Below are 24,099 nucleotides of genomic sequence, written 5' to 3'. Positions count from 1 at the left end.
CCCCTCGTGACCAGCCACATCACGATGAAAAAGCCTCATGGTACTTAGTACTGCAACGGCAGTAGGCGAATCGTCTTCGGGTCGGGTTGGCTGGTCTGCCTGTGACGGACGTTGATGTTGAGCGTTGGTATGGGGAGTTGGATCGGCTGCCTGCGCGGATCGGGCCTCGGTTTCGCCGGTCGGAGCTCCGCGTAGACGGGCGCGGCAGTACCTGTGTGGGCTGGTCTCGGGTCTGGGCCGGAAGAACGGGTGGACACTGGCTGAGCGGGCCGGGATGTGTCGCCGGACGGGATGCAGCGGTTGTTGCGGTGGGCGGACTGGGACGTCAACGCCGTCCGAGACGACGTCCGTGACTACGTGGTCGAGCATCTCGGTGACCCGGCCGGGGTGTTGATCGTTTGATGACACCGGGTTCCTGAAGAAGGGCACCCGGTCGGCGGGGGTGCAGCGCCAGTACTCCGGCACCGCCTCGAAACTCCTGGCCAAGACCCGCTGACCGGCTATGCAATTGCTTTGGGGGTTGGGCCGACAAGTGGGCGCCCGCCGCTGGTCTGCCGGGCATCGCGGACATTTCGTTCCTGGAGCAGGGGCGTGACGGCCGTTACGGCACGGCTGTGCCTGAGCGAGGAGCCAGGTACGTCTCTGGAACGAGGCGAGCGATGGATCGCGCAGCGTCTGCTGGGACGGGCCGACGGTCGCCCGGGCTCGCGAGCCCCATCCGAGCGGTCCGGTGCTGGCCGGCCCGAACCTGCTACCTGGAGGAACGGCGTGCGCAAGCTGGTCAGTTCCCTGGCGTTCACACTATTCATGCAACGAGTGCCGGCGGTTTCGGCCGCCGGCACTCGCGCGTTGCCATTCTCAAGTGAGTCGGAGAAGGTGCTGAATCACTTCGTCCGGTACGGAGCGGCAAAGAATGCGAAGAAAATCAGCAGAACAAAACCCGCCGATTGCACCCATTCCTGCCCGGACCTCGACGCGACCACCTGGGTAACGAATGCCAGGGCCAGAATCCCGAGAACCCAGAACGCCCATCTGGCGACGGTTGGCCTCTGCCCGCTCATCATGCCTCCCGGAAAGTTGTCGTCGATCACCACCACCTGCTCGCCCACTGGCGCCACCCGCGCTCACGGTGCGAGCCGGACCGGCTGTACCCTCCGCGTCCATGGCCGCAGTGCGATGCCTTGACGTTCCGGCCTGCGTAACGGAGCTTGAGGTATTTACCAGCGCCGCCAGTCAGCGCGCCATAGGCCGCACCCTTGGCTGCCTGACCGCTGCACCGCCTGCTCCACCGGTAACCACTGTCGTGGTAGCAGTTGTAACCGTAGCCAGCGCCGCCGACCACAGCACCGACGATGATGGCACATGCGACGCCAGCGGAGGCGAGGCAGGCGGCTGCACCACCAAGGGCGAGCGCCCCGCCGACCACCCACTTACCGTTCGATCGCCACCAGCGCTTGGTGCTCTGCCAAGCCTTCTTCCTCCACTTGGAGAAGCTCCATTTACCGTCGAGGTCGAAGCAGTTGACCGGATCGCCCGAACAGTAGTCGTACGGGTTGGCGTTGCCGCCGTAGATCGGATCGGTCTGCAGGAACCGGCCGGTGGTCGGGTTGTAGAGGCGGACGCCCATTAGGACGATGCCGGACGGGGCGTCGGCGGCCCGTTGCTTGGCACCGAGCCACCCGTACCGCTGGGTTCCGAGGTCATCGGTGTTGCGCGGGGTGCCGTATTCGGTGGCTTCGCTGGTACGGGACAGGCCCTCGTCGTCGGCCTGGATCGTCGCGACCACGTCGCCGTGCAGGTTGGCGACCTGCCAGTCGACTTGACCGCTCTCACTATTGAAGATGCCGGCCATGCCGGCGAGCCCGGAGACCGGCCGGGTGAAACGGTCGACCGCTTCCTGGGTCCAGGACATGACCCTGCTCGCTGCCGGGTTCGGTATCTCGCGGGCGACCGCCTACCGCTATCGCGACGAAGGCATCACGGTCCTCGCCGACGGGGCGGTCGACCTGCACACCGCTCTGCGTCGGGCCGCTGCCGACGGCTGGTCGCACGTGATCCTCGACGGGAAGCTGTTCGACTGCGATCGGCTCACCGAGACGACCCTGTCGGTGAAGGGCGAGGTGATCGATGCCTGGTTCTCCAGAATGCACCGTGACTTCGGCGCGAACATCCAAGCGATCATGCGCCCGGACGGGGCTGCCGATCTGGACATCGGCGGCGCTGCCCGGACATCTGCACGACACCAGTTGCGCCCGCGAACTCGGGATAACCGCTGCCCTGAACTGGTCCGCCGCCGAGCTCGACCTGCCCGCCCTAGCGGACTCCGGCCACGAAAGCGCAGGCCACGGCATCAAAACCCCGATCAAGCAACCCGCCGACGGCAGCCGACTCGCACCCGACAACCGCGCCTACAACCGACTGCTACGCGGCCTGCGCTGGCAAGGAGAACGCGGCTTCGCGATCCTGACCGGACGCTGGAAAACGCTACGCCACACGACAATCGCCCACGCCGCATCGGTGACATCGTCGCCGCCGCGCTACACCTCACCCACCTCGAGTACAAATACCTACCGGAAAGTCGCTGAGATCACCTCACTGGACCCACTACCTCGCCGCCTCCAAAGAAACGGCATCAACAAGCGCGGACAACTCCGCCATCGGGACGCGGAGAACTGCAGCAAGGACACTGCCGAAGGGAGACACCACTCGTGATGCCAGAAACTAACGCCGACGACAACGAGCCGAACGGCGGCATCCCATCGATGACGGGAAGCCGGCGCATCGCCTGGGCCGCGATGCCGACCAAGGTAAAGGCATCGATCGAAGAACTGCTCGGCAGCACCGTCGTCAACGCCGTCAGCCAGCCGGGCGGCTTCTCCGAAGGCGTGGCCGCACGCCTACACCTGGCCACGGGCCAAAATGTGTTCCTCAAGGCAGTCAACTCTCTGACCGCACCTGATGTCGCCCGATTCCACCGCCAGGAAGGCAGCATCACTCAACGCCTGCCATCCGATGTGCCGGTGCCCCGCTTGCTGCATATCTACGACGACGGCACCTGGGTGGCCCTGCTGTTCGAATACATCAACGGGTCCCTACCGGCCCAACCGTGGCGAGGCGACGAACTCAACCAAGTCCTGACCACCGTTACCGCCATGGCCCTCGCTCTCACCCCCTCACCGATCAGCGCGTCGGCCGCTGCACAGCCTCGCCTCGGTGGGTGGTCCCACCTCGCCGCCCCGACCCAACTGACCACGCTGACACGCTTGTCACCCTGGGCGGCCGAGCACCTCAACGACTTGATCAGAATGGAAACTGCGGCAGCCGAAACCATTAGCGGCGACACACTGCTGCACGGCGACCTCTACCCGTTCAACATCCTGCTCACCGCAGCAAGCCCCTACGTCATCGACTGGCCCCACGCCTGGGTCGGTCCCCGACATTGTGACGTCCTGACGGTTATGTCGACCGCCGTAACGAGCGGCCTAGATCCCGAGCCATTCGTCGAGTCGAATCCCCTTACCCGACACCTGCACCCGTACGAGATCGACACCTACCTGACCGCCCATGCTGGCTTCCTCGCTCGACTCGCGATCACAGCTGGACCCGCAGCCGATCCCCACCTGATCAACATGGCAACCGCGCTCGGACAAGCGTCCCTACGGTGGCTTCGCCGTCGCCGCCGCTGATCACAACACCAACACCGGGCGGTGGTCATGTCGGGTGAGGCGCAGTGGCATCCCCGAATACTGCACGGTTCGAATACCACCGTCTCCCAGTCTGCCCGGTGAGAGAGCACCGTTCAGGGGCGGTCGTGGAGGAACCAGGCGTCACTGCGGGTGAGAGCGATCGCGAGTTGCCACTGTTCGCACTGCAGGCTGCCACCGACAGCCATCAGCTGCCCGGCGAGCTCCCATGCCTCCGGACCGGGTCGCGGCCGGCGTTGTGCGGTGAACTGCAGCATGGTGCCCCAAGCGGCGATGAGAGCGGTGCCCCACCGCCCCTCCCACTGACACATGGCCGCCGCCCACCCGGGAATGCCGTCCTCGCAGGTTGCCCCGAAGTAGGGCACCCAGGCGGGGGCCAGCCACTGCGACGTCGTGGGTAGAAGCACCAGCTGCACTTGCGGCCATGTGTGCCACATGCCGGTGCCGACGAGGTGCTCGAACCCGCAGAACGCCCGGAAGGCGAGCTGCGTGTCAGCGAGAAGGTTCGCGCCGTAACCCTTCAGCACCACCGGGGTGTGGTCGCCCACCTGCCCGGCCCAATGGGCCGGCAGGGGCTGGCCCCAGCCGTCTCCGCTGTGCGGTACCCACCGCCCGCGCACCCGGAGACGGGTGCGCGGGCCCGACCCATGGAATCGAGGCAACCCATGACGACACCACACCCGCCGGCCCCGCAGGCCGGTTCACCGCAGAACGACCCGGCCCCGGCCAGCGGCGCCGGCACTCCCACCACCGAGGCAGTCTCCGGCCGGTCCGGCTACCTCTACCGGAAGATCGCCCTGCACCTGGCCGACCACCCCGACCAGATTCTCAAGGTCGGTGAGATCACCCGGTCCATCGGCGCACCATCCTCTGGGGCGGTGTTCGAGGCGCTGAAGAAGATGGCCGCCGCCGGGCACGCCACCCACCAACGCGACCCGCACCACCGCTTCCAGATCACCCAGGACGACATCGACGCCGCCGGCACCCTCCCACCCGCCGCACCCCGCACCCGCTCCAGCAGCGGTGCTGGTGGTGGTGGCCGGCAGTCCCGGCCCGTGCCGGTGGCGCGACCGAACGGGACGCTGTACCATCCGCGGCGGCTCGGCAAGGGCTGGGACGTCGAGGAACTGCGGCGGCTGCGCACCCAGCAGGTGCCTGGCTGCGGCAGGCGTGGGTGGCCCCAGGGTGACGGTGGTAGCTGGCCCCACCTACTGGTGAGGTGACGCTGCGGGGCAAGGTTCTGTGGCTACAGCGACTTCGATGGATGCTGATGGCCGTGTCGGTTAAGTTGGCGCCACTTGTCGTGAGCGCGTGAGCCTACGACTGTGCGGGGGCATTATCGACAGCACCGGGGTATGGAATGGGGCACGCATGAGTGACGCGAAGCTGGTGCGGGAAATCCCGCAGGTCATCGGCGTGTCGGGAGCTGGGCCAAGGCATGCAACGCCTGTGGAACCGATCTCGTTCTGATGGGTGTGACCCCCTCAGAAGAGCAGGACTTCACGGAGTTTGTGCGGGCCCACGGAGACCGGCTGCTACGGATTGCGCGGTTGCTCGTGCCGGACGCCGCGAGGCCGAGGATGTTCTGCAGACCGCCCTGCTGCGGCTGACTAAACACTGGTCGAGACAGCTGGAATCTCCGGAGGCGTACGTCCGAGCCGCGCTGGTCAATCTCGCGAAGGACCGGGGTCGGCGCAGCCATCTTGTCCCCGTCCCACGGAGGCTGACCCGGACCTGTCGACTGCCGGGTCCGATCACGCTGAGGCGATCGCGGCCCGCGCGCACCTCGACCAGATCCTTGCCGCGCTCCCGCCGCGACAGCGCATCACGGTCGTGCTGCGCGTTATCGATGGGCCTTCCTCGACCACCCCGGGGACCGAACTCGTGCTCATCGGCGCCGCCCACGACGCCTCCGAGGAGCTACACATCGACCTGGACGCCGAGGTCGACCGGGCGGAGGGGAGCACCGTCTTCGGGGAGCTGCGGATCGGCCGCCGGGAACGCCCGGTCACCCCGCTCTTCCAAGGAGAGTGGGCCTGACCGGCGCGACCGAGCGGACGTACCTGCTGGGCCTTCCCCGCGCCGCGAACACCGCCGCCGCTGGTCAGCGCGGCGGGCCGCCCGGGGGCGGGCCCGAGGGCGGGGTCCCGCCCGGGCCGCCGCCGGGCAGGCCACCACTTCACCGCGCTGTGCCGGTGCACGAGCTCATTCGACGAGCTGCCACTTGCCGCCGTGCGGATCGAGGAAGTTGCTCACCGTCCGGCCCGTGTGGGTCGGATGCCGCTCGCGGCTGAACGTCCCTCCGGCGGCCTTGATCTGGTTGATCGAGGCCGCCGGGTCGTCGACGGCGAACGCGACGTGGTCGATCTTGGTGCTTTCGACCGTTGGGTCGTGGCGGACCTCGAACAGCACCTGGTTCTCACCCGGCAACGCCAGCTCGACGGAGCCCCGCTCGGCCATCCGGCGGACGACCCGGAGGCCCACTGATGTGAAGAACTCGACGGCGGCCTCGAGGTCGGGGACTTTGAGATCGATGTGATCGACGCGAACGAGCATGATTTCTCCTCGGACAAACGACGACGAACGCGCGGGACGCCGGGTGCAGCGGCGGGTCGGACTCAATCGGTCAGCCAGCGGCGGCGATCACCGGCGCGGCCTCCTGCTCCCGCCGGTCCCACAACTCCGCGTGCTTCCGGGGGTCGAGGAAGGTCGTGTTGAAGCCGAGCTTCCCGACGGCGTCAACGAACTTCGGGTCCGCGACGGCCTTCTCCAGCGCCCTGCTGTACGCCTGCACGATGTCGTCCGGAGTCCCCGCCGGCAGGGCGAAGCCGTTGACGGTGTCCGCGATGATCTTGTAGCCGAGTTCCGTGGCGGTGGGCACGTCGGGGAAGGTCACCGTTCGTTGCGAGCCCAGGGTTGCCAGAATCCGGAACTTCCCGGACTGGACGTTGGCCACGACGGCGCTGGGAGCGGCGATGATCACGTCCACCTTCTTGCCCAACAGGGCGGTGACCTTTCCGGAACTGCCGCCCTCGAACGGGACCAGGTTGAACTTGCCGTCGAACGCCTTTTCGAGGTAGGACATGGGCAGCAGGTCGTCCACCGCGCCGGCGGCAAGGTTGACCGAGCGGGGCTTCTCGTGCACCGCCTTCGCCAGGTCCTCGAACGACTTGTAGGTCCCGTCGGCGGACGCCACGAGAACGACGCCGAAGCCGGTGACCGCGCCGACCGGTTGGAAACTCTTCCGGTCGTAGTCGACGTCGGTGTTCGGATCGAGGTAGCTGGTGATGACGGACGGCAGGTTGACGCTGCCGAGGACGCTGCCGTCGGTGGGCGCCTTGGCGACCTCCTTGAGCCCGACCTGGCCGTTCCCCTCGGGCTTGTTGAGCACCTGGACCGGCACACCGAGTTCGCTCTCCAGCCGTGGCGCGACGAGGCGGGCGACGGTGTCGGTGCTGCCACCCGCGCTGAACGGGACGATGAGCGTGATGCTGTCGAGCGACTTGGGGAAGGGCTCCTGCCCGCTGCTGCTCGGGGCCGTTGTCGCGCAGGCCGCGAGCAGCAGGGGCGCGGCGAGGAGGCAGGCGATCCGACGGACGTTGCGCTTCATGAATGGATTTCCTTTCAAGGACAGGCGGGGTGGTGGAAGATGTCGTCGACGTCGACGGGATGCCGGAGCAGGCCCTGCCGGTGGGCGTAGTCGATGAGGGTCGCGCAGCTCTCGCGGTTGGCTGCCAGCCCGTACGGGTTGAAGTCCCCGCCGACGATCCCCTCCAGTTGGAGGGCGTACTCGTCCTGCGCGGTGGTGGGTCCGTCCTCGCGGAGCTGGCGCTGGTAACGCCGCTTGCTCTCGAGAAAGAGGCCGTACAGTTCGTCGGCGATTCCCGGCAGTTCCTCGAGCAAAGCGGTGTCGACCGCCACCACGTGGTTCACCGGATAGATGCCAGTCGACTCATACGCGGACCTGGCCCTGTCCGGCGCATCGGGGAACAGCGGACGCGCGATGCCCGGATCCAGGTGGGGGTCCATGATGACGGCGGCGTCGAGATCCCCCGAGGCGAGTAGGCCGGCGATGCTGGCGCCGTCCGGCGCGCGGGTGACGTGCGGCGGGTCGACGTACTCCGCGACGTGCGCCGCCTCGAAGGTCACCCATCGCATCTGCTCCGGGGCGATGTCGTATTTCGAGGCGAGGAGGCCGCGGACCCAAACCCCGGTGGTCTGCGAGTAGGCGCGCACGCCGACGCGGCGACCGATGAGATCCTCGGGCGCGCGGATGCCGGAGTCCGCACCCACGACGATCGAGCGGTAGTGGAAGTCGCGGTTGAGGACCACGGGCAGCCCGATCATCGGCCGGCCGTGCTCGATCGCCATGGCGAGCGTCGTCAGCGCCATCTCGGCGACGTGGAACGAGCGCTCGTTGACCATCATCCGGAACGCCGTCGGCAGCGGTGTGATGTCGTGGAGGTCGAACGACCAGCCGAGTGCCGACAGCCCGTCGCGGATCGGGTTCACCACGCCACGGCGGCCGAAGGCCGCGGTCAGCAGCGGAGGCCCGTCGGCGCGAAGCGCCGAGCGGTACGGCCTGCCGGCGCCTGCCGGCGCCGCAGGGCGGGCACCGGTGCGAGAGCCTGCGGAGCTCATTCCTTCTCCTCTTCGACCACGGTGCGGGCGATGTCCTCGGCATCGGTCCACTCGACGCCGAATTGGTCCGGGCCGAGAAATCCTCCGCCGTAGCCGAGCGCCTCGACGGCGCTCCGGAAGGTGGTCTTCTCGGCGACGTCCCGCAGCGCCCTGACGAGGACGTCGCGGGCCTTGTCGTCGATCCCCGCGGGCGCGGCGGTTCCGATGCGGGAGAGCAGATTGAGGTCGAAGCCCTGTTCGGCCGCGGTCGCCGACGCGATCCGGCCCGGCTTGGCGCGTGCCGCCTCGACGAGGTCGCCCAGATTCTCGTGCGGGCTGTCCTCGTGAACCGCGTTGACGGTGCTGACCGAGGTCAGGACGCCGAGCGGCATGAAGGAGCGCTTGTCGTAGCTGACGTCACCGTTGCCGACGTAGGTAGTGACGGCCGAGGGCAGGTTGGCGAACCCGATCATGGATCCGTCGGGTACGCCGACGCTCTTCTCCAGTTCCGGGGCGACCAGGCGGGCAATGGTGTCGGTCGTTCCACCGGCGCCGAACGGCACTGAGATGGTCAGTGGCTTCAGGTTGCCCGGGTAGGCGGCTCGGCCGCCGTCACCGCCGCCGGTGCTGTCGGCGCAGGCGGCGGTGAGCAGGGTCAACGACAACAGGGACGCGGCGATCCGTTTCTTCATATCGCGGTCCCTTCAGGCGGCGGTGGAGTCGGCGGGCCGCTGGCTGGGGGTGTCCGCAGCCGGCGGTGGCGCGGTGGTGTGCTGGCCTGCTGCCGTCGGCTCGGGCTCGGGCTCGGGCTCGCGCCGGCCGGTTGCGCGCCGCGCACGGAGCCGGCGGGTGAGGGGGATGCTGGCCAGCGACACGGCGGTGATGGCGTAGATGACGATGGCCGTGGTGCTGTCGAAGAAGCCAGCCGGGTTACCGCGGGAGAGGGCGAGCGTCTGCCGGAAGGCGGTTTCCATGAGGTCGCCGAGAACGAGGGTGAGCGCGATGGGCGACGCCGGGATGTCCAGCTTCTGGAGCAGGTACCCAAGGAACCCGGAGGCGAGGAGGACCAAGATGTCGAAGGAGCTGTTGCGCAGGCTGTAGGCGCCGATGAGGAGGAAGACGACCACGACCGCGTAGAGCACCGGGTACGGGGTCTTGAGCACCTGCACCCATATGCGGACCAGCGGCACGTTGAGGATCAGCAGGATCAGGTTGCCCACGACGATGCTGGCCAGGATCGTCCATGGCACCTCGGGGTTGTCGGTGAACAGTCTGGGGCCGGGGATGAGTCCGTTGGCGGTGAAGACCCCGAACATGATCGCCATCGTCGCGGAGGAGGGGATGCCCAGTGTGAAGAGCGGAATCATGCCCGCCACGCTCAACGCGTTGTTGGCGGATTCTGGTCCGGCGACGCCCTGGATAGCGCCCTTGCCGAACTGTTCCGGATGCTTGGAGAGCTTCTTCTCCAGGCTGTAGGAGGCGAAGGCGGTGGTGGCTCCGGGTGAGCCTGGTACAAGGCCGAGGAAGAACCCGATCACGGAACCGCGGGCTGCCGGGCCGACCGACGCCCTGAGGTCGTCGCGCGTGGGCAGGATGCGGCCGACCTCGATCGCCTTGCGTTCCGTGTAACGCCTTTCGATCGTGGTGAACAGCTCGGTCAGCCCGAACAGGCCCATGATGACGGGGATGATGTCCAGTCCGTCGATCAGGCCGTCGATGCCGCCGGTGAACCGCTCGGTTCCGGAGAGCGGGTCGCGGCCGATGGTCGCCAGCAGCAGTCCCAGTGCCACCGCGACGAGACCCTTTGCCATCGACCTGCCGACCAGGCCGGCCGCGATCAGCAGGGCCAGGATGGTGAGAGCGAACATCTCGACGGGGCCGAGCGTGACCGCGAACTCGGTCAGCGGGGTGGCGGCGACGAACCCGACGACGGCGACCATGCAGGCGGCGAAGCCGCCGAGCGCGGCAACCACGAGTGCCGGTCCGGCGCGGCCGGCCCTGGCCATCGCATAGCCGTCTAGCGTCGTGGCGACCGAGCTGGCCTCTCCGGGAACCTTCAGCAGCACCGCGGTGATCGAGCCGCCGTAGGTCGCGCCGTACAGGACGGCCGCCATCATGACGAGGGACTCGGTTGCCCCCAGGGAGAACGACAGGGGGAAGAGCAGCGCGGTCGCGGCCGCCGGTCCGAATCCGGGCAGGATGCCGACGATCATGCCGACCACGCATCCCACGAAGGCGTACAGCAGCATCTCGGGTGCAAGGACGTTCTGCAGTCCCGACAGGAATTGGTCGACTGAGTCCACGTCGGACGACCCTTCTTAGTGTTTCGTCGTGATCGGAGGCACTGGCCGGCGGGTTACCACCGGAACACCGGCAGCACCATGCCGAGGCCCAGGGCGAGCCCGAGATAGCAGATGACGGCGAGGACGACCCCGAGCGCGGCGGACAGCAGCAGGGATCGACCGAAGACGAAGCGTAGGAGGACAACCGTGACCGCGAAGATCGTGAGCCGGAAGTCGACCACGTCGAACAGCAGCCCGGCTGCCAGGAGCGCCCCGGCGGTCAGCAGGATCCGGCGGGTCCCGCCGGCGTCCGGCCACTCGATCGGTTCCTCCGACTCGGGTACGGCGGAGCGCCACGTCTGCCAGGCCCAGGCGGCACCGGCCAGGAGCAGTGCCGCCGCGACGATGGCGGGGAACAGCCCGGGCCCCACCAGCTGGTTCTTGCCCTTGAACCCGTAGCTGACGGACCGCTCCAGGGCGACCGCGGCGACGGCGATGGTCGCCGCGCTGCCCCAGATGTCGCGGGGATGCCGGGTCGGTGCGTCCCGCCTCGCCCCGGTGCTCACCTGGTCGCCGATTCGTATTCGTACGTGTCCGGTTGGCGGTAGCCCTGCGCGGCCAGGCGTTTGTCGACCCAGGAGTCGTCGCGGCTGCCGGCCGCCGAGTTCTCGAGAGAGATCGCCTCCGTCGCGCCCTTCCGCAGCGCCGCCGCGTGGACGCCGTCGAGCGAGTCCAGCGGGATGCTGACGATGCCGTCGGCGTCACCCACGACGAGGTCACCCGGGTTGATGACCATGCCGCCCACGCCGACGGGCACGTTGATCTCACCCGGGCCGTCCTTGTACGGGCCCCGGTGGGTCACACCCCGGGCGAAGATGGGGAGCGAACCGGTACACAGCGTGCTGGCATCGCGGATCGCGCCGTAGATGACCAGGCCGGCCAGGCCCTTGGCGATGCCGGCCGCCACCATGATCTCGCCGATGATGGCGTTGGTGAGGTCCCCGCCGGCGTCGACGACGAGGACGTCGCCGGGTTCCACCATGCCGAGGGCCTTGTGGACCATCAGGTTGTCACCCGGGCGGGTACGAACGGTGAGCGCCGGGCCGCTCATCTTCGTGGTTAAATCCCGGTTCATCAACACCACGTCCGCTCCCCCGGCCGAGAGCCGGTTCATGCAGTCGCTGATGTTGGCGACCGGGATGTCCGTGAAAAGGGCCGCCTGGGACGCCGAGGCGGCCCGTGTCCGGCGGCGGATCTGGAAGCCGATCGTCATGTTGTATCCCTCTCCTCGGGTCCGGAGGTCACTGAAGCTCGTCTGGCCTGGTGAGTTCGCGGGTGGGTCAGAGCTTGGCGCGGCTGTACAGCCGACGCGCGTTGCCAGCGAAGACCTTGTCCTTGTCCTCCTGGCTCAGCCACTCGATGTCGTTGACGAACGCGACGGTGTCGTCGAACAGTCGGTTGGTCTCCGGGTCGGTCGCCTTGGCGGTCCCGAACGGCTCGGCGGCGTACAGGATGTTGTCGGCGCCGACCTTGCGGATGAGCATCTCCATCGAGTCGCGGTCGTAGAGCGCGGTGTCGAAGTAGATGTTCTTGATCCGCTCCTCGAACGGCGGCTTGCCCTGAAGGGTGTGCAGGGCGCGGTGGCGGTTCCAGTTGAACGGTACGGAGCCGCCGCCGTGCGGCACGACGAGCTTCAGGCCGGGGTAGCGGTCGTAGATGTCGCTCCAGCACAGCTCGAAGGTCACCGCGGCGTCCGAACTGGTGTAGTGCGAGCCGTTGAGATGCAGCGCCGGGTTGACCGTACTCGAGGCGTGGACCAGGCCCGGCACGTCGAGGGAGATCATCGCCTCCCACAGCGGATACCACCACTCGTCGCTGATGGCCGGCGTGAACGGCTGACCGCCGCCGGACACGTCCGGATTGACGTTGCAGCCGACGAAACCCAGTTCTTCGACGCAGCGGGTCAGCTCCTCCAGGCAGTTCTGAGGGCTCACGCCGGGTGACTGCGGCAGTTGGGCCGCCGGGATGAACCGTTCGGGCAGGAGGTCGCAGACCCGCTTGATGAGGTCGTTGTTGACCTTCGTCCAGTAGAGGCTGACCTTGGCGTTGCCGACCTCGTGGCCCATGCCGGATGCGCGGGGTGAAAAGATCATGCGGTCGATACCGAAGTCGTCCATCCGCTTCAGGTGCCCCTGCAGCGAGGCCAGGATCTCGTCGTCCGAGATCTTGGGGGGCCGGCCGAGGGACGGCCGGTTCAGGGAGCCCAACTGACGGGCACGGTAGGCGTCCAGCTGTGGCGGGGCGGTGGTGTAGTGCGCGTGGGTGTCGATGATCAACACGGGCTCCTGTGGCTAGACCAGGCGTGTTACGGGCCGATGAACGACGTAACCGATGTGATCGCCGACACTAGGAGTAGACCTGCATGATGTCAACATCGTCGCAAGAATTCTTGCGGAGGCATCCCAGTTCAGTCCCCTACCTCTACGATCGGCACCGATGAGCTTCTACCAGGCACTTGAGAGCACGACGCGCGCCCTGACCGCGGCCGAACGCCGCATCGGCGGCCTTCTCCTGGCCGACCCCCGGGAGGCGCCGTTCATGCGTGCCGCCGACGTGGCCAAGAAGGCCGGCGTCCACGAGTCGACGGTCGTGCGCTTCGCCCAGAAGCTCGGCTACGCCGGCTACATCGAGATGCGGGAGGCGCTCGTCGCGGACAGCCTGAACGTGATCGACCGGACGATCGCGATGCGGGAGGAAGGCGAGAGCTTCTCCCTGGCCATGGTCATCCGGTCACAGGTCCAGGTACTCCAGAGCCTCCCCGAGAAGATCGGCCAGGAGAGGATCGACTCAGCGGTCCAGGTGCTGCTCGCCTGCAGCCGCGTGCACATCATGGGGCACGGCCTGGTCCTCCCGCTCGTCGAGTTCATGCGGGCGAAGCTGTCCCTCGCCGGCCTGCAGGTCGCCACCATCACCCAGACCGGCCGCGGACGGGCCGAACGACTGGCAGCCGTCCGACCCGACGACACACTGATGGTCTTCGCGTTCTCCGAGGACTACATGAGGATGTCCGCACAACTCCGGCTCGTGGCCAAGCAGGGGGCGGCGATCATCCTGCTGACCGACGAGGACACGCTGCTGCACAACGACCTGCCCCATCACGTGATCGCGATCCCCCGCGACCGGGCACGTCACGGAGTGATCGTCTCCATGACGACGCTGTGCTACGCCATCCACTACGACCTGCTTCAGTATCGCGCCGACGCCCTGCGAACCATGCGGGAACGCATCGATCAGCTCGAAGCAGCGGCCGAGCACCACTGACCCGGCGATTGCAGGGCTAGTGTGCTGAGTCGTTAATTCGGCGGCAGAAAGTAGGCTGTCGGGATGGCTGGTCGTCCGCGTGGTGTGGTGGAACTGACTGATGACGAGCGTGCGTGTCTGACCCGGTGGGCGCGACGCGGTAAGTCGTCGCAGGCGTTGGCGTTGCGGTCGAAGATCGTGTTGTTGTGTGCTGATGGCCTGGTGAACACGCACGTCGCGCAGCGGCTTGGGGTGTCGCGGGATATGGTGGGCAAGTGGCGTGGCCGGTTTCTGGCGCGTCGGTTGGAGGGCCTCGTTGACGAACCGCGGCCGGGAGCGCCCCGTCGGATCACCGACGACCGGGTTGATGAGGTGATCGTCAAGACCCTCGAACAGCAGCCGGCCAATCAGGACAGTCACTGGTCGACGCGGTCGATGGCGCGCGAGACCGGGTTGTCGCAGACGGCAGTGTCCCGGATCTGGCGGGCGTTCGGTCTCAAGCCGCATCTGGTGGACACGTGGAAGTTGTCGGCTGACCCGATGTTCGTGGAGAAGGTCCGTGACGTGGTGGGCCTGTACCTGGATCCGCCGGTCAAGGCGATGGTGCTGTGTGTCGACGAGAAGTCGCAGATGCAGGCCCTCGAGCGGACCCGACCCATGCTGCCGATGATGCCCACCGTGCCGGCTCGGCAGACCCATGACTACGTTCGTCACGGCGTAGCCAGCCTGTTCGCCGCGTTCGATCCCGCTACGGGCAAGGTCATCGGGCAGTTGCACCGCCGGCACCGCCATCAGGAGTTTCTGAAGTTCCTGAAGGCCATCGACGCCAACACGCCCGCCGACGTGGACCTGCACCTGGTGCTGGACAACTACGCCACCCACAAGACCCCGGCCGTGCAACGCTGGCTGGCCGCGCACCCCCGCTTTCACCTGCACTTCACTCCGACATCGGCATCGTGGCTCAACCTCGTAGAACGCTGGTTCGCCGAGCTGACCAACCGCAAACTCCGCCGTTCCAGCCACCGCAGCCTCGCCGACCTCGGAACCGATGTACGGACCTGGATCGAGGCATGGAACACCGACCCGAAGCCGTTCGTCTGGACCAGAACTGCCGACGAGATCCTGAACAGCCTCGCCACATACTGCGGCCGAATTAACGACTCAGGACATTAGTTAGGAGTTGTTAGAACGTCAGGACACCTGGTAGGCGTTGGTGATGGTCTGCCTGACGTGGTTGCCGGCCGCGTCGGTTGCCGCGAACCGGAGCGACACCCCGCCGCTGGCCGGGTTCACCAGGGTTGCCTGCCAGCCGTTGTGGGTGCGGTCGAGCGGGACCGGTCGCCAGGTCACACCACCGTCGATGGAGACATCCAGGGTTGCGGTGGTCATCCGGGTGCCGGTTACCACCGCGAACGAGTACGGCTGATTCGCTGGTGCGTTGTTGTAGTCGTCGAGCCGCATGTCGTACTTGGCGCTGATGAGCGGTAGGGCCTGGGTCGACGGGGTGGTCGCCGAGCGGAAGGTCCAGTTTGTTGCCGTCTGGGTGCTGAGCGTTGACCACGACACCTTGCGTGTCGCCGACGCGGCGAGCTGGTATTCGTGCAAGCCGCTGGGCGCGTCGCAGGTTGCCGCCTCAAGGTCGGAGCCGCAGACCTTCGCGTCGCCCGAGGAGAGAACGACGGCACCGGTGGCACCGGCGTAGGGGCCCGCGTAGTCGCCGTGGCCAGGTTGTGAGTCGGCGAACATCGGGAGGCGGATCCGAATGGAGTCGCCGTCGCGGGTCGCCGCTGGCTGGCCGGACGCGTCGGTGGTTGACGGCGCGAAGGGGGCACTGTTCCAGATCGCCTGATGCTTGCCCGGACGCCGGTAGGTGACCGGCGGCGCGGTCTGCACGTCGATTTCGTCGAAGGTGCAGTCCTTGGCCATCTGATCGAACTCAGTGAACCAGGAAACGTCGGTGCTGGGAATGTAGTACTCGGTCCGGCGGGTAGGCAGCGGAAACCGCGTGCCGTAGGAGACGGTCGCCGGCACACCCTGGTACAGCGGTCCGATATATGTACCACCGCAGGCGTCGACGCCCTGTGCCGGGTATCTGACCTGCACGGCGGCGAGTGTGGCAACCCGCACCCGGTAGATGAGCTGTTCGGGAACCCGCCCTGTGGTGGCGTTGACCAGGTTGTAGATTTCGGGACGGTCCGGCATCGTCCACACCGTGTAGACATAGGTGTTCAGATCGCTGCGGGCGGGTGTCGGGGTGACGAAGTACGTGCCGTCGGTAAAGCTGGTATCACCGAACTCGTAGCGGATGAGACGCCCGTTGGTTGCTGTCTGCAGCACGGTGACTAGCGCGCTGACCTGGGTGGCGGTCGGTTGGTCGAGGTCGACGGAGACCGGCTTACCCGCGCGGGCGTCCAGGGTGACCGTGGTGTCCGCGGTCAGGTCCAACTCGGGGTGGATGACGAGGGTTCGCGACGCCGGAGCGGTATCCGAGCCCGGTGTGAGTACGGAGGACCGCATCCCGAACCGGCCCGCCGGCAGTTGCACCGCGCTGTCCGCTCCGATCTGCCCGAACGCGACCTGGCCACCGGTCTCCAGGCTGTAGATGGCATAGGAGGTCTGGCCGTCATCGGCCGGATTCCCGGCTCGGTCGACCGCCCGGAGGCTGATCGAGTGGGACGGATTGTCCGGGTTCGGCGCGGAGCCGGGACGGCCGGGGCCGGCTGCCGCGAGCGGGTGTTCTGCGGGGTCTGATCGGCGGACACCCTGGAAGGACGCGTCCGCGGAGGCCGAGGGTCGCGATGACACGGTCGCGTCCCAGTAACCGTCGAGTTCGGTCGCAGGCTGGCCGGCTGCCGCCGCGAAAGCGCTGGTGGCGGCGGAAACGACGGCGAACATCGCACTGACGACAACGGTCGGTATGCGTCGCTTCACTTGGTCCCCCCGTCGGTGCCTTGACTGGCCCGGCCCGGATGAGCCGGCGTGTTCGTAGGAGGGGTGTTGTTGGGCTTGAGGTCGTTCGGCGCGACATACATCTTGATGGACTCGCACGCCTGGGCGGCGGTGTTGTACTGGTCACCGGGGATGACGACCACGCCTCCACCGGTACCGACGCCGGCGTCGGTGGCGTGGCGGTACACACAGGCGAACAGCTTCTCGGGCACCCGTCCGGTGCGCCTGAGCCAGTCTCGCCGACATACGTCGACCGGGCTCTCGCCCTCGTTCCAGCGGTAGATGGCCAGGTTCGAGTCCGCCTTGCGCTCCTCCGCACAGCCCACCGAGCTGTCCGGCACCGACCAGGACGGCGGTGGCTCCGGCGCGAACGCCACGATCGCCGCGGCGCCGGTCGCGCCGGCCACCAGCAGGCCGACAGCACCGACCAGAATCAGCCGTACTCTTCGGCGAGCACGCGGTACGGGCTGCGGGTCGGGGCTGGCCAGTACCTTCGCCAGCACCTGTCGACCGGCGGCACTGTCCGCCCAGTCCCGATGCGGGGTCGGCCGGCCCGCACGTACCAACTTGTCAATGTTCATCGCGATCTCCTCAGGCGATCAGTGCGTTGTGGCCAGGCGCACTGCTGGCACTCGGCTCGTGTGTGAGCAGTTCGAATGCCGTACGGAATCGATTACGGGCGCGGTGCAGTCGTACGGCGTACGTCGGCCTGGAAACGCCAAGGACCTTGGCCGCCTCGGCCGGGCTCAGGTCGAACCAGGTAGCGGTGATCAGCAGTTCGCGATCCGCGCCGCTCAGCTTGTTCAGCGTCCGGTGGACCTGGTCCTGCAGAACAACGTCGTCCGCTAGCGGGTCGACGCTAGCCTCGCCCCAACTCTGCGCCGCCAGCCGCCGTTCCAGGGCGGTTGAGGCCGCACTCTGCCGGTGACCGGCGAGCATGAGCCGGCGGGCAACCCCGAAGAGCCAGGCCCGCTCGTCGCCATCTTTGACCCGATCCCGCGACCGCCACGCGACCAGGAAGACATCACCAACGACATCGGCGGCGTCGTCACGACCCACCCGGGACGCCGCGTAGGCGAAGATGTCCGCCGAATGTCGGCGGAACAACTCGGTAATCCGCATTTCCCGATCTCCCATGACACCTCCAAGTTGTCCTGTCGCCGGTACCTGTCGAGAAACCCCGTCGCGATTACAGCCGGGCCCCAATTACTTCGACCTAACGACCTCGTGCACGGTTGCGAGTCCTTGAGCATCGATGATCGTTGTTGGCGTCATGGTTGGTGCTGCGATCATGATGAATCCTCGGATGACAGGTCTGTCTCGGCAGGTGATAGCGGGCCTGGTCGCGGAGTTGGGGCCCCAGTGGCAGGCCCGCCACCGTGATCGACTCACGACGTGGACGCGTCGCCGTGGCGTCGGCGCGGGTGCGAAGCATCGGTTCGGGTTGGCCGACTGGTTGCTGGCCACGCTGGTGCACCTGCGGCATGGGTTGACCCATGACGTGGTAGCAGCCTGGTTCGGGGTGCACCGCTCGACGGTCACCCGCAGCGTCGCCGAGGTACGGCCGCTGCGCCGGGCCTTACCGACCGCGTCACGAGGCCCGGACCGTGGCCAGCAATACCTTGGCCTGAGCCCCGGACAGACTCTTCTTCGCCCACCGGGGATGAGCTCCAGCAGGAGTTGGTGCAGCTGGGACACCATCCGGGTGTGGTCCTCGCCGAGGGAGCGGCGCCGGTCGACCAGAATCCGCAGCAGAGCCAACTGCTCATCGTTGACCACCGGGCGCAGCCCGGCCATGCGGGTGCCGACCAGCGCGATGGAGTGGGCGTCGGTGGCGTCGGTCTTGCGGCCCTGCCCGGTGGCGAACACCCGCGCCCTGGCTGACAACTTCGGTGGCACGTCCACGACCTGCTCGCCGTCGGCCAGGAGCCGGTTGGCGAGGTGCCGGCCGATGCCCTGGCAGCCCTCGATCGCCCAGACCCGGTTCGGCCACCGGTTGGCGTACTTCTTCATCGCCGTGTAGCCGTCGCGGTCGGTGTCGAACCGGCCGCCACCGACGATGGTCTCGTCGCGGGCCATGACCTCGATCGTGGCGGAGCGCTTGTGCGGGTCCATCCCGATGACCACACGATCTGACGTGCCACTCACCGCGTCCTCCGATGCTCGATCCACATGGGTTGTCGAGCCGGGAGGGCAACGCTACTTCGAGCCGAGCAAACCCCTCTTGAGCCTCTCCCCGCCCTGAGGCGACGCCCGGGCCGCGCAGGCCAAATGAAAGCCACACGACCAGCGTGGGCAGCCGAAAAGAGAGCGACAGCCCGGGCGCCTCGACCGAAGCCTGGCCGGGCCACGGTCGCAGGTCAATGAAACAAGTAGCCGAAGAGCGGATGCCCAGAGTCTCTAGTGAGAGCGTTCGAAACTCGCTGCGGCAACCTCGCTACTGACCCCTCACGGCACGCTGACAGTAGACGATTGCGGAAGCAAGAGGCCATCCCCATCCGAGGGCACCACCGCACACGCCCCCAAGTCGAGGGACACCAAAAGCCCACCAGACTTGACGACGAACCCGGAACAGATTCGCGTACCAGAATGTGGGCACCAGCAACGGTAAGCCCCACCATGATCAAAACCCAGACGGACGCAACAACCGCCCACCGGACAGGCCCGGACGTGAGGGATGCTCGTCGCACGAGCACCCACCGAGCACCCAACCGACCACAAAGGACAGAAAAGCAAAGGGGCCTGACTGCCATTCCGGCAGGTCAGACCCCTATTGATCTTGTGCGCCCGAAGGGACTCGAACCCCTAACCTTCTGATCCGTAGGCGGGGTCGGGAGTGTGAATGGCTGTGTGTGTTCCTCCACACCGGTCGCTGGGGGCGTTGCTGCGATCGTTCGCTGAAGATCAGCCAAGCGCCGTTTGTCATGGCCTAACGTGGCTGGTGGGCGCCGTAGTGATAGGCATCCGCGCGTTGATGAGGCGCGCCACCTCGGCGTCGGTCGCAGCGGCGGAAGCTGTCAAGGTGCAACTCTCAGGTCGCACCCGGCTGATGACGTACCGCGGGCGACCACCGCGCAGCGTCCGACCGAAGAAACCTACGCGAGGAAAGTGTGCCAACGCCGAAGGCGGGTAGGCAGCCGACCGACGGGGACCGGGGGAGGCGTGGATGGCGAACGAGGCGCCGGACTACTTTCAGCCCGAGGGCGGGCTGGTGCTCACGCATCTGCTGATCGTGCGGGACGTGGACCGGTCACGGGAGTTCTATCAGCGGGTGCTGGGAGCCACGGTGGTGCGGGACCGCCAGCCGGCGATTCTGCGGTTCCACAACAGCTACATTGTGATCAACAGCGAGGGCGGTCCGACCGACGACAAGCCGGACGTACAGGCCCAGGCGCCGACAGACTCGAACACCTTGAGCAGCGCGATGAACATCCGGGTCACGGACGTCCACGCTGTCTATGAGCAGTGGCGGTCCCGGGGTGGCGAGTTCCTGACCGAGCCCAAGGACCACGGCGTTGAGATCCGCTGCTACCTGCAGGATCCGGACGGCTACCTGATCGAGCTTGGCCAGGGCACCGGGATCCTCGCCGAGATGGGCCAGGCCGTCTCGGCCTGAGAGGACTTCTGATTCACGTATTTTGTGCATGTTGTGGTTGTAGGGGTTCTCGCCGGGCTGGGGTGGTTTCGGCGGTGAGGCGTTTGGCGAGGTTGTCGATCATCGCGATGCGGATCATGCTGGCGGAGTCGAGGGTGCGTTCGACGACCTATCGGCGTTCGACCACGGAGAAGCCTCGGATATGTGGGGCTTTGGTGACGACTTCGACGTCGATGCCGAGGGTGGCGCGGGTCTGCTGCACCGATAGGTGACATCTGAGATGGCTTGCCCTGTGGGCGGGCTGGAAGGATGTCGCTGTGCCCAAGCCCTACCCCCGAGAGTTCCGTGATGACGTCGTGCGTGTCGCTCGTGATCGCGAGGCGGGAGTGACCGTCGAGCAGAGCGCGAAGGACTTCGGGGTTCACCCGATGACGTTGTTCAAGTGGCTACGCCAGGCCGACGTCGACGCCGGGACCACGCCCGGCACGGCCGCCAGTGAGTCGGGCGAGCTGCGGGAGGCACGTAAGCGGATCCGGTTGTTGGAGCAGGAGAACGAGGTCCTGCGCCGGGCGGCTGCCTACTTGTCGCAGGCGCATCTGCCGAGAAAAGGCTCTACCCGCTCGTGAGCGAGCTGGCCGCCGACGGGATCCCCGTGGCGGTGACGTGCCGGGTATTGAACATCGCTCGCCAGCCCTACTACCGGTGGCTGGCCCGACCCTTCACCAGCGCCGAGGAGGTGGCGGCGTATCGGGCCAACGCGCTGTTCGACGCCCACCGTGATGATCCGGAGTTCGGCTACCGTTTCCTGGTCGACGAGGCCCGCGATGCGGGGCAGCCGATGGCTGATCGGACCGCGTGGCGGATCTGCTCCGGCAACGGCTGGTGGAGCGCGTTCGGCAAGCGCAAGCGTCGCGGTAAGGGCGGCAAGCCAGGCCCGCCCGTGCACGACGACCTCGTGCGCCGGGACTTCACCGCCGATGGCCCGAACCGGTTGTGGCTGGCCGACATCACCGAGCACCACACCGGCGAGGGCAAGCTCTACCGGTGCGCGATCAAGGACGTCTGGTCCCCCCGGATCGTCGGCTACTCCCTCGACTCGCGGATGAAGTCCCGCCTGGCGTCGCCGCACTGGACAACGCCGCCGCCAGACGAGCCGATCTGGCCGGTTGCGTCCTGCACACCGACCGCGGATCTGCGACTGATCTTGCGAGCTGTCCGGAACAGGTTGCGAGTCACCCGTACTGACTCCGTCTGGCTCTCCCAGGCCATCGACATCGGCGCACTCATCCGCACCACCCGACCCCGGAGGACACCGTGACCTACGACAGCCGCCCCGACACCCTTATCCACAGCCTCCGCGTCGGCACCCTCATGGGCGCCCCGATCAAGGAACTGATCGCCCGGTCCACCCAGCACGACCTGTCCAAGCTTGAGCCGCCCGAGGTGGAGACGTACGACGAGTACGTGCCGAAGCTCCAGGCGGCCGAGTACGGCAGCGACGAGCACCGAGCCCTTCTTGCGGCAATGGGCGACGGCCTCGCTCACCACTACGCGCACAACGCGCATCACCCGGAACACCACGACCGTGGCATTAACGGGATGACCCTCGTGGACCTGATCGAGATGCTGGCCGACTGGCGAGCCGCGTCCGAACGGCGCGGCAGCGACCTCGCCGACAGCATGCCGAAGAGCTTCGAGCGGTTCGGCATCGACGCGCAACTCGCCGAGATCCTGACCAACACGGCCCGGCACTTCGGCTGGATCGCCGACGAGACCACCCGCACCGACCGATAGGACGGCCGTGCGACACCCAAACAGCGGACCGATCTGGCGCATCGTCAGGTTCGTACGCCAGTACGCGGCGACCAGCAACACCCGATCCGGCAGGTCCAGGGCCCCACTGCCGGCCCAGCCGGCCATCATCGATGCCGTCACCACCACGCTCAGCGACCAGCCGGACCAGCGCGGGGAACTGGGCAGGCTGCAACCTGGGTAAACGAAAAGATCCGCTCCGAGCGAGATGCCGTGATCACCTGCACCCCGGCATCCTGCCCTAACCATCCTCAACGGACAGACACCAAGGTTACGAGACATTCCTTACCGACTTACGCCTCGACCTCGTCAGGGCGATATGCCAAACCTGACCTGGAAAGAGCACATCGCCGCCAGCTCCACGTTGACCAGAATCAGAGCATTTCAGCCCGCGATCGTGTCTGATTCACTTTCATCCGACATCGACGTACATGAGGTCCGCCGATCCGACCCCAGACGCCGTACGCCTGAATCATGACCGCGCGACGAGCCTATCCGTCCGACCTGCCCGACGCCCGATGGGCCCTGATCGCACCCCGTCTGACCGCACGGCGACAGGCCCGCACCGACGCCGGCGTCAGCGGCCGCACCCCCACCCACGACCTCCGCGACATCTTCGACGCGATCCTCTACGTCAACCGCACCGGCATCGCCTGGCGCTACCTGCCCCACGACTTCCCACCCCACCCGACGGTCTACGGCCACTTCGCCGCCTCAAGCAAGGAAGGCATCTCCACCGAACTCAACTACCAACTCACCGGCCTCGTCCGCCACCACCACGGCCGCACCACCCAATCCACTGCGTCCATCATGGACAGCCAGAGCGTGAAGACCTCGACCAACGTCCCACTGACCACACAAGGCACCGACGCCGGCAAGAAGATCGTCGGCCGCAAACGCGGCATCATCACCGACACCCTCGGCCTACCCCTCGCCGTCACCGTCACCGCAGCCAGCACCAGCGACAACACCATCGGCATGGACCTGCTCGACCAGGCCACCACCACCTACCCCACCCTCACCAAGACCTGGGTCGACGCCGGATTCAAGAAACGCGTCGTCGAATACGGCGCGCCCCAATCCTCGCCAAGGAACACATCGAGGAAGTCCTGTCCCTGCCCACTGCGATGGTCGGCCGCGGCACGCTGTTCGCCCTCTACGTGCGAGGGGACTCGATGATTGAGGCTGGCATCGGGGATGGAGACGTCATCGTCGTGCGACAGCAAGCGGTGGCCGACAACGGCGACATCGTCGCCGCCCTGCTCGACGGCGAGGCCACAGTCAAAGGTCTACCGCGCCCGCGATGGAGCAGTCGAACTCGTGCCGCGCAACCCGCTCTACTCAGCCATCCCGGGGAACCAAGCGACGATCCTCGGCAAGGTGGTCCGCCCCTACGCGCCCGCTCACGGCCGCCGTCAGGCCCCGGCACCTGCAACGAGAAGTACCACCGACCATGGCTAAGGTCCGCCAACCGGACACAACCGGCGCCGAACTGCTTACCCGTCACCTCATCACGACAGCCACACCGCCGGTAGACCCGACCCGGTCCCTCGGACACGCGCATCACGACACCGCCCCAAGGCGTCGCTACGGCCATCGAACAGGCCAACCCGACCCCTCAGGACGAGGGCTTCTCCTACAAACCAAGTCCAAGATCGGTCATAAAGCTCATAGCACCCGTCGTCGTAGCTAAGATGCAAAACTCTTCCTTAATAGATATGCATCCAACTACGGCCAGAAGGCTAGTGTCCTGAGTCGTTAATTCGTCGGCAGATAGTAGACTGTCGCGGTGGCTGGTCGTCCGCGTGGTGTGGTGGAACTGACTGATGACGAGCGT

General features: G+C 66.9%; 25 protein-coding genes and 7 pseudogenes. 14 read left to right on the top strand and 18 right to left on the bottom strand.

Annotated elements, in window-relative coordinates; translation table 11 throughout:
- Nucleotides 1-101 precede the first annotated feature (101 nt).
- Nucleotides 102-478 (top strand): annotated as a pseudogene (locus ACIQG9_RS24430) (transposase); the annotation flags it as partial.
- Between the two features lie 406 nt (nucleotides 479-884).
- On the opposite strand, the gene ACIQG9_RS24425 reads toward ACIQG9_RS24430, so the two are convergent.
- Nucleotides 885-1,109 (bottom strand): hypothetical protein, encoded by a 225-nt coding sequence (locus tag ACIQG9_RS24425; protein WP_400406529.1) that lies wholly within the window; start codon nucleotides 1,107-1,109, stop codon nucleotides 885-887.
- Nucleotides 1,088-1,912: an RHS repeat-associated core domain-containing protein gene (locus ACIQG9_RS24420; RefSeq protein ID WP_400406527.1), complete on the bottom strand. Its 825-nt coding sequence runs from the start codon at nucleotides 1,910-1,912 to the stop codon at nucleotides 1,088-1,090. Before ACIQG9_RS24420 ends, ACIQG9_RS24425 begins: the two co-directional genes overlap by 22 nt.
- A gap of 215 nt (nucleotides 1,913-2,127) precedes the next feature.
- Here ACIQG9_RS24420 and ACIQG9_RS24415 point away from each other — a divergent pair, with 215 nt between their 5' ends.
- On the top strand, nucleotides 2,128-2,712 hold the full coding sequence (locus ACIQG9_RS24415; protein WP_400406525.1) for a transposase family protein: 585 nt from the start codon (nucleotides 2,128-2,130) through the stop codon (nucleotides 2,710-2,712).
- The gene (locus ACIQG9_RS24410; RefSeq protein ID WP_400406523.1) at nucleotides 2,712-3,686 is read left to right on the top strand and encodes an aminoglycoside phosphotransferase family protein; all 975 of its coding nucleotides are present in this window, start codon (nucleotides 2,712-2,714) and stop codon (nucleotides 3,684-3,686) included. The genes ACIQG9_RS24415 and ACIQG9_RS24410 overlap by 1 nt, the downstream gene beginning before the upstream one ends.
- Nucleotides 3,687-3,799: 113 nt before the next feature.
- Here ACIQG9_RS24410 and ACIQG9_RS24405 read toward each other — a convergent pair whose 3' ends face one another.
- Nucleotides 3,800-4,252, bottom strand: coding sequence for a DUF4253 domain-containing protein (locus tag ACIQG9_RS24405; protein WP_400406521.1), 453 nt, complete (start codon nucleotides 4,250-4,252; stop codon nucleotides 3,800-3,802).
- Between the two features lie 117 nt (nucleotides 4,253-4,369).
- Between ACIQG9_RS24405 and ACIQG9_RS24400 the strand changes: the two genes are divergently transcribed.
- Together ACIQG9_RS24400 and ACIQG9_RS24395 are read left to right on the top strand one after the other, a co-directional pair.
- Nucleotides 4,370-4,927, top strand: a complete 558-nt coding sequence (locus tag ACIQG9_RS24400; RefSeq protein ID WP_400406519.1) for a hypothetical protein — start codon at nucleotides 4,370-4,372, stop codon at nucleotides 4,925-4,927.
- A gap of 661 nt (nucleotides 4,928-5,588) precedes the next feature.
- Nucleotides 5,589-5,744 (top strand): hypothetical protein, encoded by a 156-nt coding sequence (locus ACIQG9_RS24395; protein ID WP_400406517.1) that lies wholly within the window; start codon nucleotides 5,589-5,591, stop codon nucleotides 5,742-5,744.
- Between the two features lie 165 nt (nucleotides 5,745-5,909).
- Here ACIQG9_RS24395 and ACIQG9_RS24390 read toward each other — a convergent pair whose 3' ends face one another.
- The 8 genes from ACIQG9_RS24390 to ACIQG9_RS24355 all read right to left on the bottom strand — a co-directional run bounded on the left by ACIQG9_RS24390 (nucleotide 5,910) and on the right by ACIQG9_RS24355 (nucleotide 12,942).
- Nucleotides 5,910-6,260 carry a VOC family protein gene (locus ACIQG9_RS24390; protein ID WP_400406515.1) on the bottom strand — a complete coding sequence of 117 codons (351 nt, stop codon included), beginning with the start codon at nucleotides 6,258-6,260 and terminating at the stop codon, nucleotides 5,910-5,912.
- A gap of 70 nt (nucleotides 6,261-6,330) precedes the next feature.
- On the bottom strand, nucleotides 6,331-7,314 hold the full coding sequence (locus ACIQG9_RS24385) for a tripartite tricarboxylate transporter substrate binding protein (protein WP_400406513.1): 984 nt from the start codon (nucleotides 7,312-7,314) through the stop codon (nucleotides 6,331-6,333).
- A gap of 14 nt (nucleotides 7,315-7,328) precedes the next feature.
- Complete coding sequence (locus ACIQG9_RS24380; RefSeq protein WP_400406511.1) at nucleotides 7,329-8,345, bottom strand: hypothetical protein; 1,017 nt, start codon at nucleotides 8,343-8,345, stop codon at nucleotides 7,329-7,331.
- Entirely contained in the window at nucleotides 8,342-8,983 is a 642-nt protein-coding gene (locus tag ACIQG9_RS24375) for a hypothetical protein (protein ID WP_400406509.1), read from the bottom strand. Before ACIQG9_RS24375 ends, ACIQG9_RS24380 begins: the two co-directional genes overlap by 4 nt.
- A 45-nt stretch (nucleotides 8,984-9,028) precedes the next feature.
- Nucleotides 9,029-10,627 (bottom strand): tripartite tricarboxylate transporter permease, encoded by a 1,599-nt coding sequence (locus ACIQG9_RS24370; RefSeq protein ID WP_400406507.1) that lies wholly within the window; start codon nucleotides 10,625-10,627, stop codon nucleotides 9,029-9,031.
- Between the two features lie 53 nt (nucleotides 10,628-10,680).
- Nucleotides 10,681-11,172: a tripartite tricarboxylate transporter TctB family protein gene (locus tag ACIQG9_RS24365; RefSeq protein WP_400406505.1), complete on the bottom strand. Its 492-nt coding sequence runs from the start codon at nucleotides 11,170-11,172 to the stop codon at nucleotides 10,681-10,683.
- A complete protein-coding gene (locus ACIQG9_RS24360) occupies nucleotides 11,169-11,879 on the bottom strand; it encodes an RraA family protein (protein ID WP_400406503.1) in 711 nt (236 codons plus the stop codon). The genes ACIQG9_RS24365 and ACIQG9_RS24360 overlap by 4 nt, the downstream gene beginning before the upstream one ends.
- A gap of 67 nt (nucleotides 11,880-11,946) precedes the next feature.
- Nucleotides 11,947-12,942, bottom strand: a complete 996-nt coding sequence (locus ACIQG9_RS24355; protein WP_400406502.1) for an amidohydrolase family protein — start codon at nucleotides 12,940-12,942, stop codon at nucleotides 11,947-11,949.
- A gap of 160 nt (nucleotides 12,943-13,102) precedes the next feature.
- Here ACIQG9_RS24355 and ACIQG9_RS24350 point away from each other — a divergent pair, with 160 nt between their 5' ends.
- Entirely contained in the window at nucleotides 13,103-13,927 is an 825-nt protein-coding gene (locus tag ACIQG9_RS24350) for a MurR/RpiR family transcriptional regulator (RefSeq protein WP_400406500.1), read from the top strand.
- A 63-nt stretch (nucleotides 13,928-13,990) separates the two neighbouring features.
- Nucleotides 13,991-15,079, top strand: coding sequence for an IS630 family transposase (locus ACIQG9_RS24345; RefSeq protein WP_400406498.1), 1,089 nt, complete (start codon nucleotides 13,991-13,993; stop codon nucleotides 15,077-15,079).
- 18 nt (nucleotides 15,080-15,097) lie between these two features.
- On the opposite strand, the gene ACIQG9_RS24340 is transcribed toward ACIQG9_RS24345, so the two are convergent.
- The 3 genes from ACIQG9_RS24340 to ACIQG9_RS24330 are packed head-to-tail and all read right to left on the bottom strand — an operon-like array spanning nucleotide 15,098 to nucleotide 17,977.
- Nucleotides 15,098-16,801, bottom strand: coding sequence for a hypothetical protein (locus ACIQG9_RS24340; protein WP_400406495.1), 1,704 nt, complete (start codon nucleotides 16,799-16,801; stop codon nucleotides 15,098-15,100).
- Nucleotides 16,802-16,833: 32 nt separating this feature from the next.
- The gene (locus ACIQG9_RS24335; protein WP_400406492.1) at nucleotides 16,834-17,436 is read right to left on the bottom strand and encodes a hypothetical protein; all 603 of its coding nucleotides are present in this window, start codon (nucleotides 17,434-17,436) and stop codon (nucleotides 16,834-16,836) included.
- 10 nt (nucleotides 17,437-17,446) lie between these two features.
- The gene (locus ACIQG9_RS24330; protein WP_400406489.1) at nucleotides 17,447-17,977 is read right to left on the bottom strand and encodes an RNA polymerase sigma factor; all 531 of its coding nucleotides are present in this window, start codon (nucleotides 17,975-17,977) and stop codon (nucleotides 17,447-17,449) included.
- Nucleotides 17,978-18,110: 133 nt separating this feature from the next.
- Between ACIQG9_RS24330 and ACIQG9_RS24325 the strand changes: the two are divergent.
- Nucleotides 18,111-18,368, top strand: a pseudogene (locus tag ACIQG9_RS24325) (transposase); the annotation flags it as partial.
- Nucleotides 18,369-18,526: 158 nt separating this feature from the next.
- Here the strand turns inward: ACIQG9_RS24325 and ACIQG9_RS24320 are convergent.
- Nucleotides 18,527-18,970 (bottom strand): annotated as a pseudogene (locus tag ACIQG9_RS24320) (transposase); the annotation flags it as partial.
- Nucleotides 18,971-20,021: 1,051 nt separating this feature from the next.
- On the opposite strand from ACIQG9_RS24320, the gene ACIQG9_RS24315 reads away from it, so the two are divergent.
- Nucleotides 20,022-20,471, top strand: coding sequence for a VOC family protein (locus ACIQG9_RS24315; protein WP_400406486.1), 450 nt, complete (start codon nucleotides 20,022-20,024; stop codon nucleotides 20,469-20,471).
- Nucleotides 20,472-20,484: 13 nt separating this feature from the next.
- Here ACIQG9_RS24315 and ACIQG9_RS24310 read toward each other — a convergent pair.
- Nucleotides 20,485-20,697 (bottom strand): annotated as a pseudogene (locus tag ACIQG9_RS24310) (IS5/IS1182 family transposase); the annotation flags it as partial.
- A 70-nt stretch (nucleotides 20,698-20,767) separates the two neighbouring features.
- On the opposite strand from ACIQG9_RS24310, the gene ACIQG9_RS24305 reads away from it, so the two are divergent.
- The 3 genes from ACIQG9_RS24305 to ACIQG9_RS24295 are packed head-to-tail and all read left to right on the top strand — an operon-like array spanning nucleotide 20,768 to nucleotide 22,244.
- The gene (locus ACIQG9_RS24305) at nucleotides 20,768-21,076 is read left to right on the top strand and encodes a transposase (protein ID WP_400406484.1); all 309 of its coding nucleotides are present in this window, start codon (nucleotides 20,768-20,770) and stop codon (nucleotides 21,074-21,076) included.
- Nucleotides 21,073-21,768, top strand: a complete 696-nt coding sequence (locus ACIQG9_RS24300; RefSeq protein WP_400406482.1) for a hypothetical protein — start codon at nucleotides 21,073-21,075, stop codon at nucleotides 21,766-21,768. Before ACIQG9_RS24305 ends, ACIQG9_RS24300 begins: the two co-directional genes overlap by 4 nt.
- On the top strand, nucleotides 21,765-22,244 hold the full coding sequence (locus ACIQG9_RS24295) for a DUF5662 family protein (RefSeq protein ID WP_400406480.1): 480 nt from the start codon (nucleotides 21,765-21,767) through the stop codon (nucleotides 22,242-22,244). The genes ACIQG9_RS24300 and ACIQG9_RS24295 overlap by 4 nt, the downstream gene beginning before the upstream one ends.
- A 15-nt stretch (nucleotides 22,245-22,259) precedes the next feature.
- On the opposite strand, the pseudogene ACIQG9_RS24290 reads toward ACIQG9_RS24295, so the two are convergent.
- A pseudogene (locus ACIQG9_RS24290) lies at nucleotides 22,260-22,489 on the bottom strand (transposase family protein); the annotation flags it as partial.
- A gap of 247 nt (nucleotides 22,490-22,736) precedes the next feature.
- Here ACIQG9_RS24290 and ACIQG9_RS24285 point away from each other — a divergent pair.
- Together ACIQG9_RS24285 and ACIQG9_RS24280 are read left to right on the top strand one after the other, a co-directional pair.
- Nucleotides 22,737-23,336, top strand: a pseudogene (locus tag ACIQG9_RS24285) (IS5 family transposase); the annotation flags it as partial.
- 2 nt (nucleotides 23,337-23,338) lie between these two features.
- Nucleotides 23,339-23,723: pseudogene (locus tag ACIQG9_RS24280) on the top strand (LexA family protein); the annotation flags it as partial.
- Between the two features lie 175 nt (nucleotides 23,724-23,898).
- On the opposite strand, the gene ACIQG9_RS24275 reads toward ACIQG9_RS24280, so the two are convergent.
- Nucleotides 23,899-24,099: hypothetical protein (locus ACIQG9_RS24275; protein ID WP_400406477.1), on the bottom strand; the 201-nt coding region annotated here is incomplete at its 5' end.

The sequence above is a fragment of the Micromonospora sp. NPDC092111 genome (assembly GCF_044755745.1).
Lineage (GTDB): Bacteria > Actinomycetota > Actinomycetes > Mycobacteriales > Micromonosporaceae > Micromonospora.
The sequence above is the reverse complement of the archived record's forward strand: the minus strand, read 5'-3'. Positions and strand labels throughout refer to the sequence as shown.

What these genes read in the sequence shown, in the direction of transcription:
- ACIQG9_RS24380 (WP_400406511.1), bottom strand. Translation starts at nt 8,345, where the DNA reads ATGAGCTCCGCAGGCTCTCGCACCGGTGCCCGCCCTGCGGCGCCGGCA.
- ACIQG9_RS24415 (WP_400406525.1), top strand. Translation starts at nt 2,128, where the DNA reads ATGCCTGGTTCTCCAGAATGCACCGTGACTTCGGCGCGAACATCCAAG.
- ACIQG9_RS24360 (WP_400406503.1), bottom strand. Translation starts at nt 11,879, where the DNA reads ATGACGATCGGCTTCCAGATCCGCCGCCGGACACGGGCCGCCTCGGCG.
- ACIQG9_RS24410 (WP_400406523.1), top strand. Translation starts at nt 2,712, where the DNA reads ATGCCAGAAACTAACGCCGACGACAACGAGCCGAACGGCGGCATCCCA.
- ACIQG9_RS24335 (WP_400406492.1), bottom strand. Translation starts at nt 17,436, where the DNA reads ATGAACATTGACAAGTTGGTACGTGCGGGCCGGCCGACCCCGCATCGG.
- ACIQG9_RS24330 (WP_400406489.1), bottom strand. Translation starts at nt 17,977, where the DNA reads ATGCGGATTACCGAGTTGTTCCGCCGACATTCGGCGGACATCTTCGCC.
- ACIQG9_RS24315 (WP_400406486.1), top strand. Translation starts at nt 20,022, where the DNA reads ATGGCGAACGAGGCGCCGGACTACTTTCAGCCCGAGGGCGGGCTGGTG.
- ACIQG9_RS24390 (WP_400406515.1), bottom strand. Translation starts at nt 6,260, where the DNA reads ATGCTCGTTCGCGTCGATCACATCGATCTCAAAGTCCCCGACCTCGAG.
- ACIQG9_RS24420 (WP_400406527.1), bottom strand. Translation starts at nt 1,912, where the DNA reads ATGTCCTGGACCCAGGAAGCGGTCGACCGTTTCACCCGGCCGGTCTCC.
- ACIQG9_RS24340 (WP_400406495.1), bottom strand. Translation starts at nt 16,801, where the DNA reads ATGTTCGCCGTCGTTTCCGCCGCCACCAGCGCTTTCGCGGCGGCAGCC.
- ACIQG9_RS24345 (WP_400406498.1), top strand. Translation starts at nt 13,991, where the DNA reads ATGGCTGGTCGTCCGCGTGGTGTGGTGGAACTGACTGATGACGAGCGT.
- ACIQG9_RS24385 (WP_400406513.1), bottom strand. Translation starts at nt 7,314, where the DNA reads ATGAAGCGCAACGTCCGTCGGATCGCCTGCCTCCTCGCCGCGCCCCTG.
- ACIQG9_RS24350 (WP_400406500.1), top strand. Translation starts at nt 13,103, where the DNA reads ATGAGCTTCTACCAGGCACTTGAGAGCACGACGCGCGCCCTGACCGCG.
- ACIQG9_RS24400 (WP_400406519.1), top strand. Translation starts at nt 4,370, where the DNA reads ATGACGACACCACACCCGCCGGCCCCGCAGGCCGGTTCACCGCAGAAC.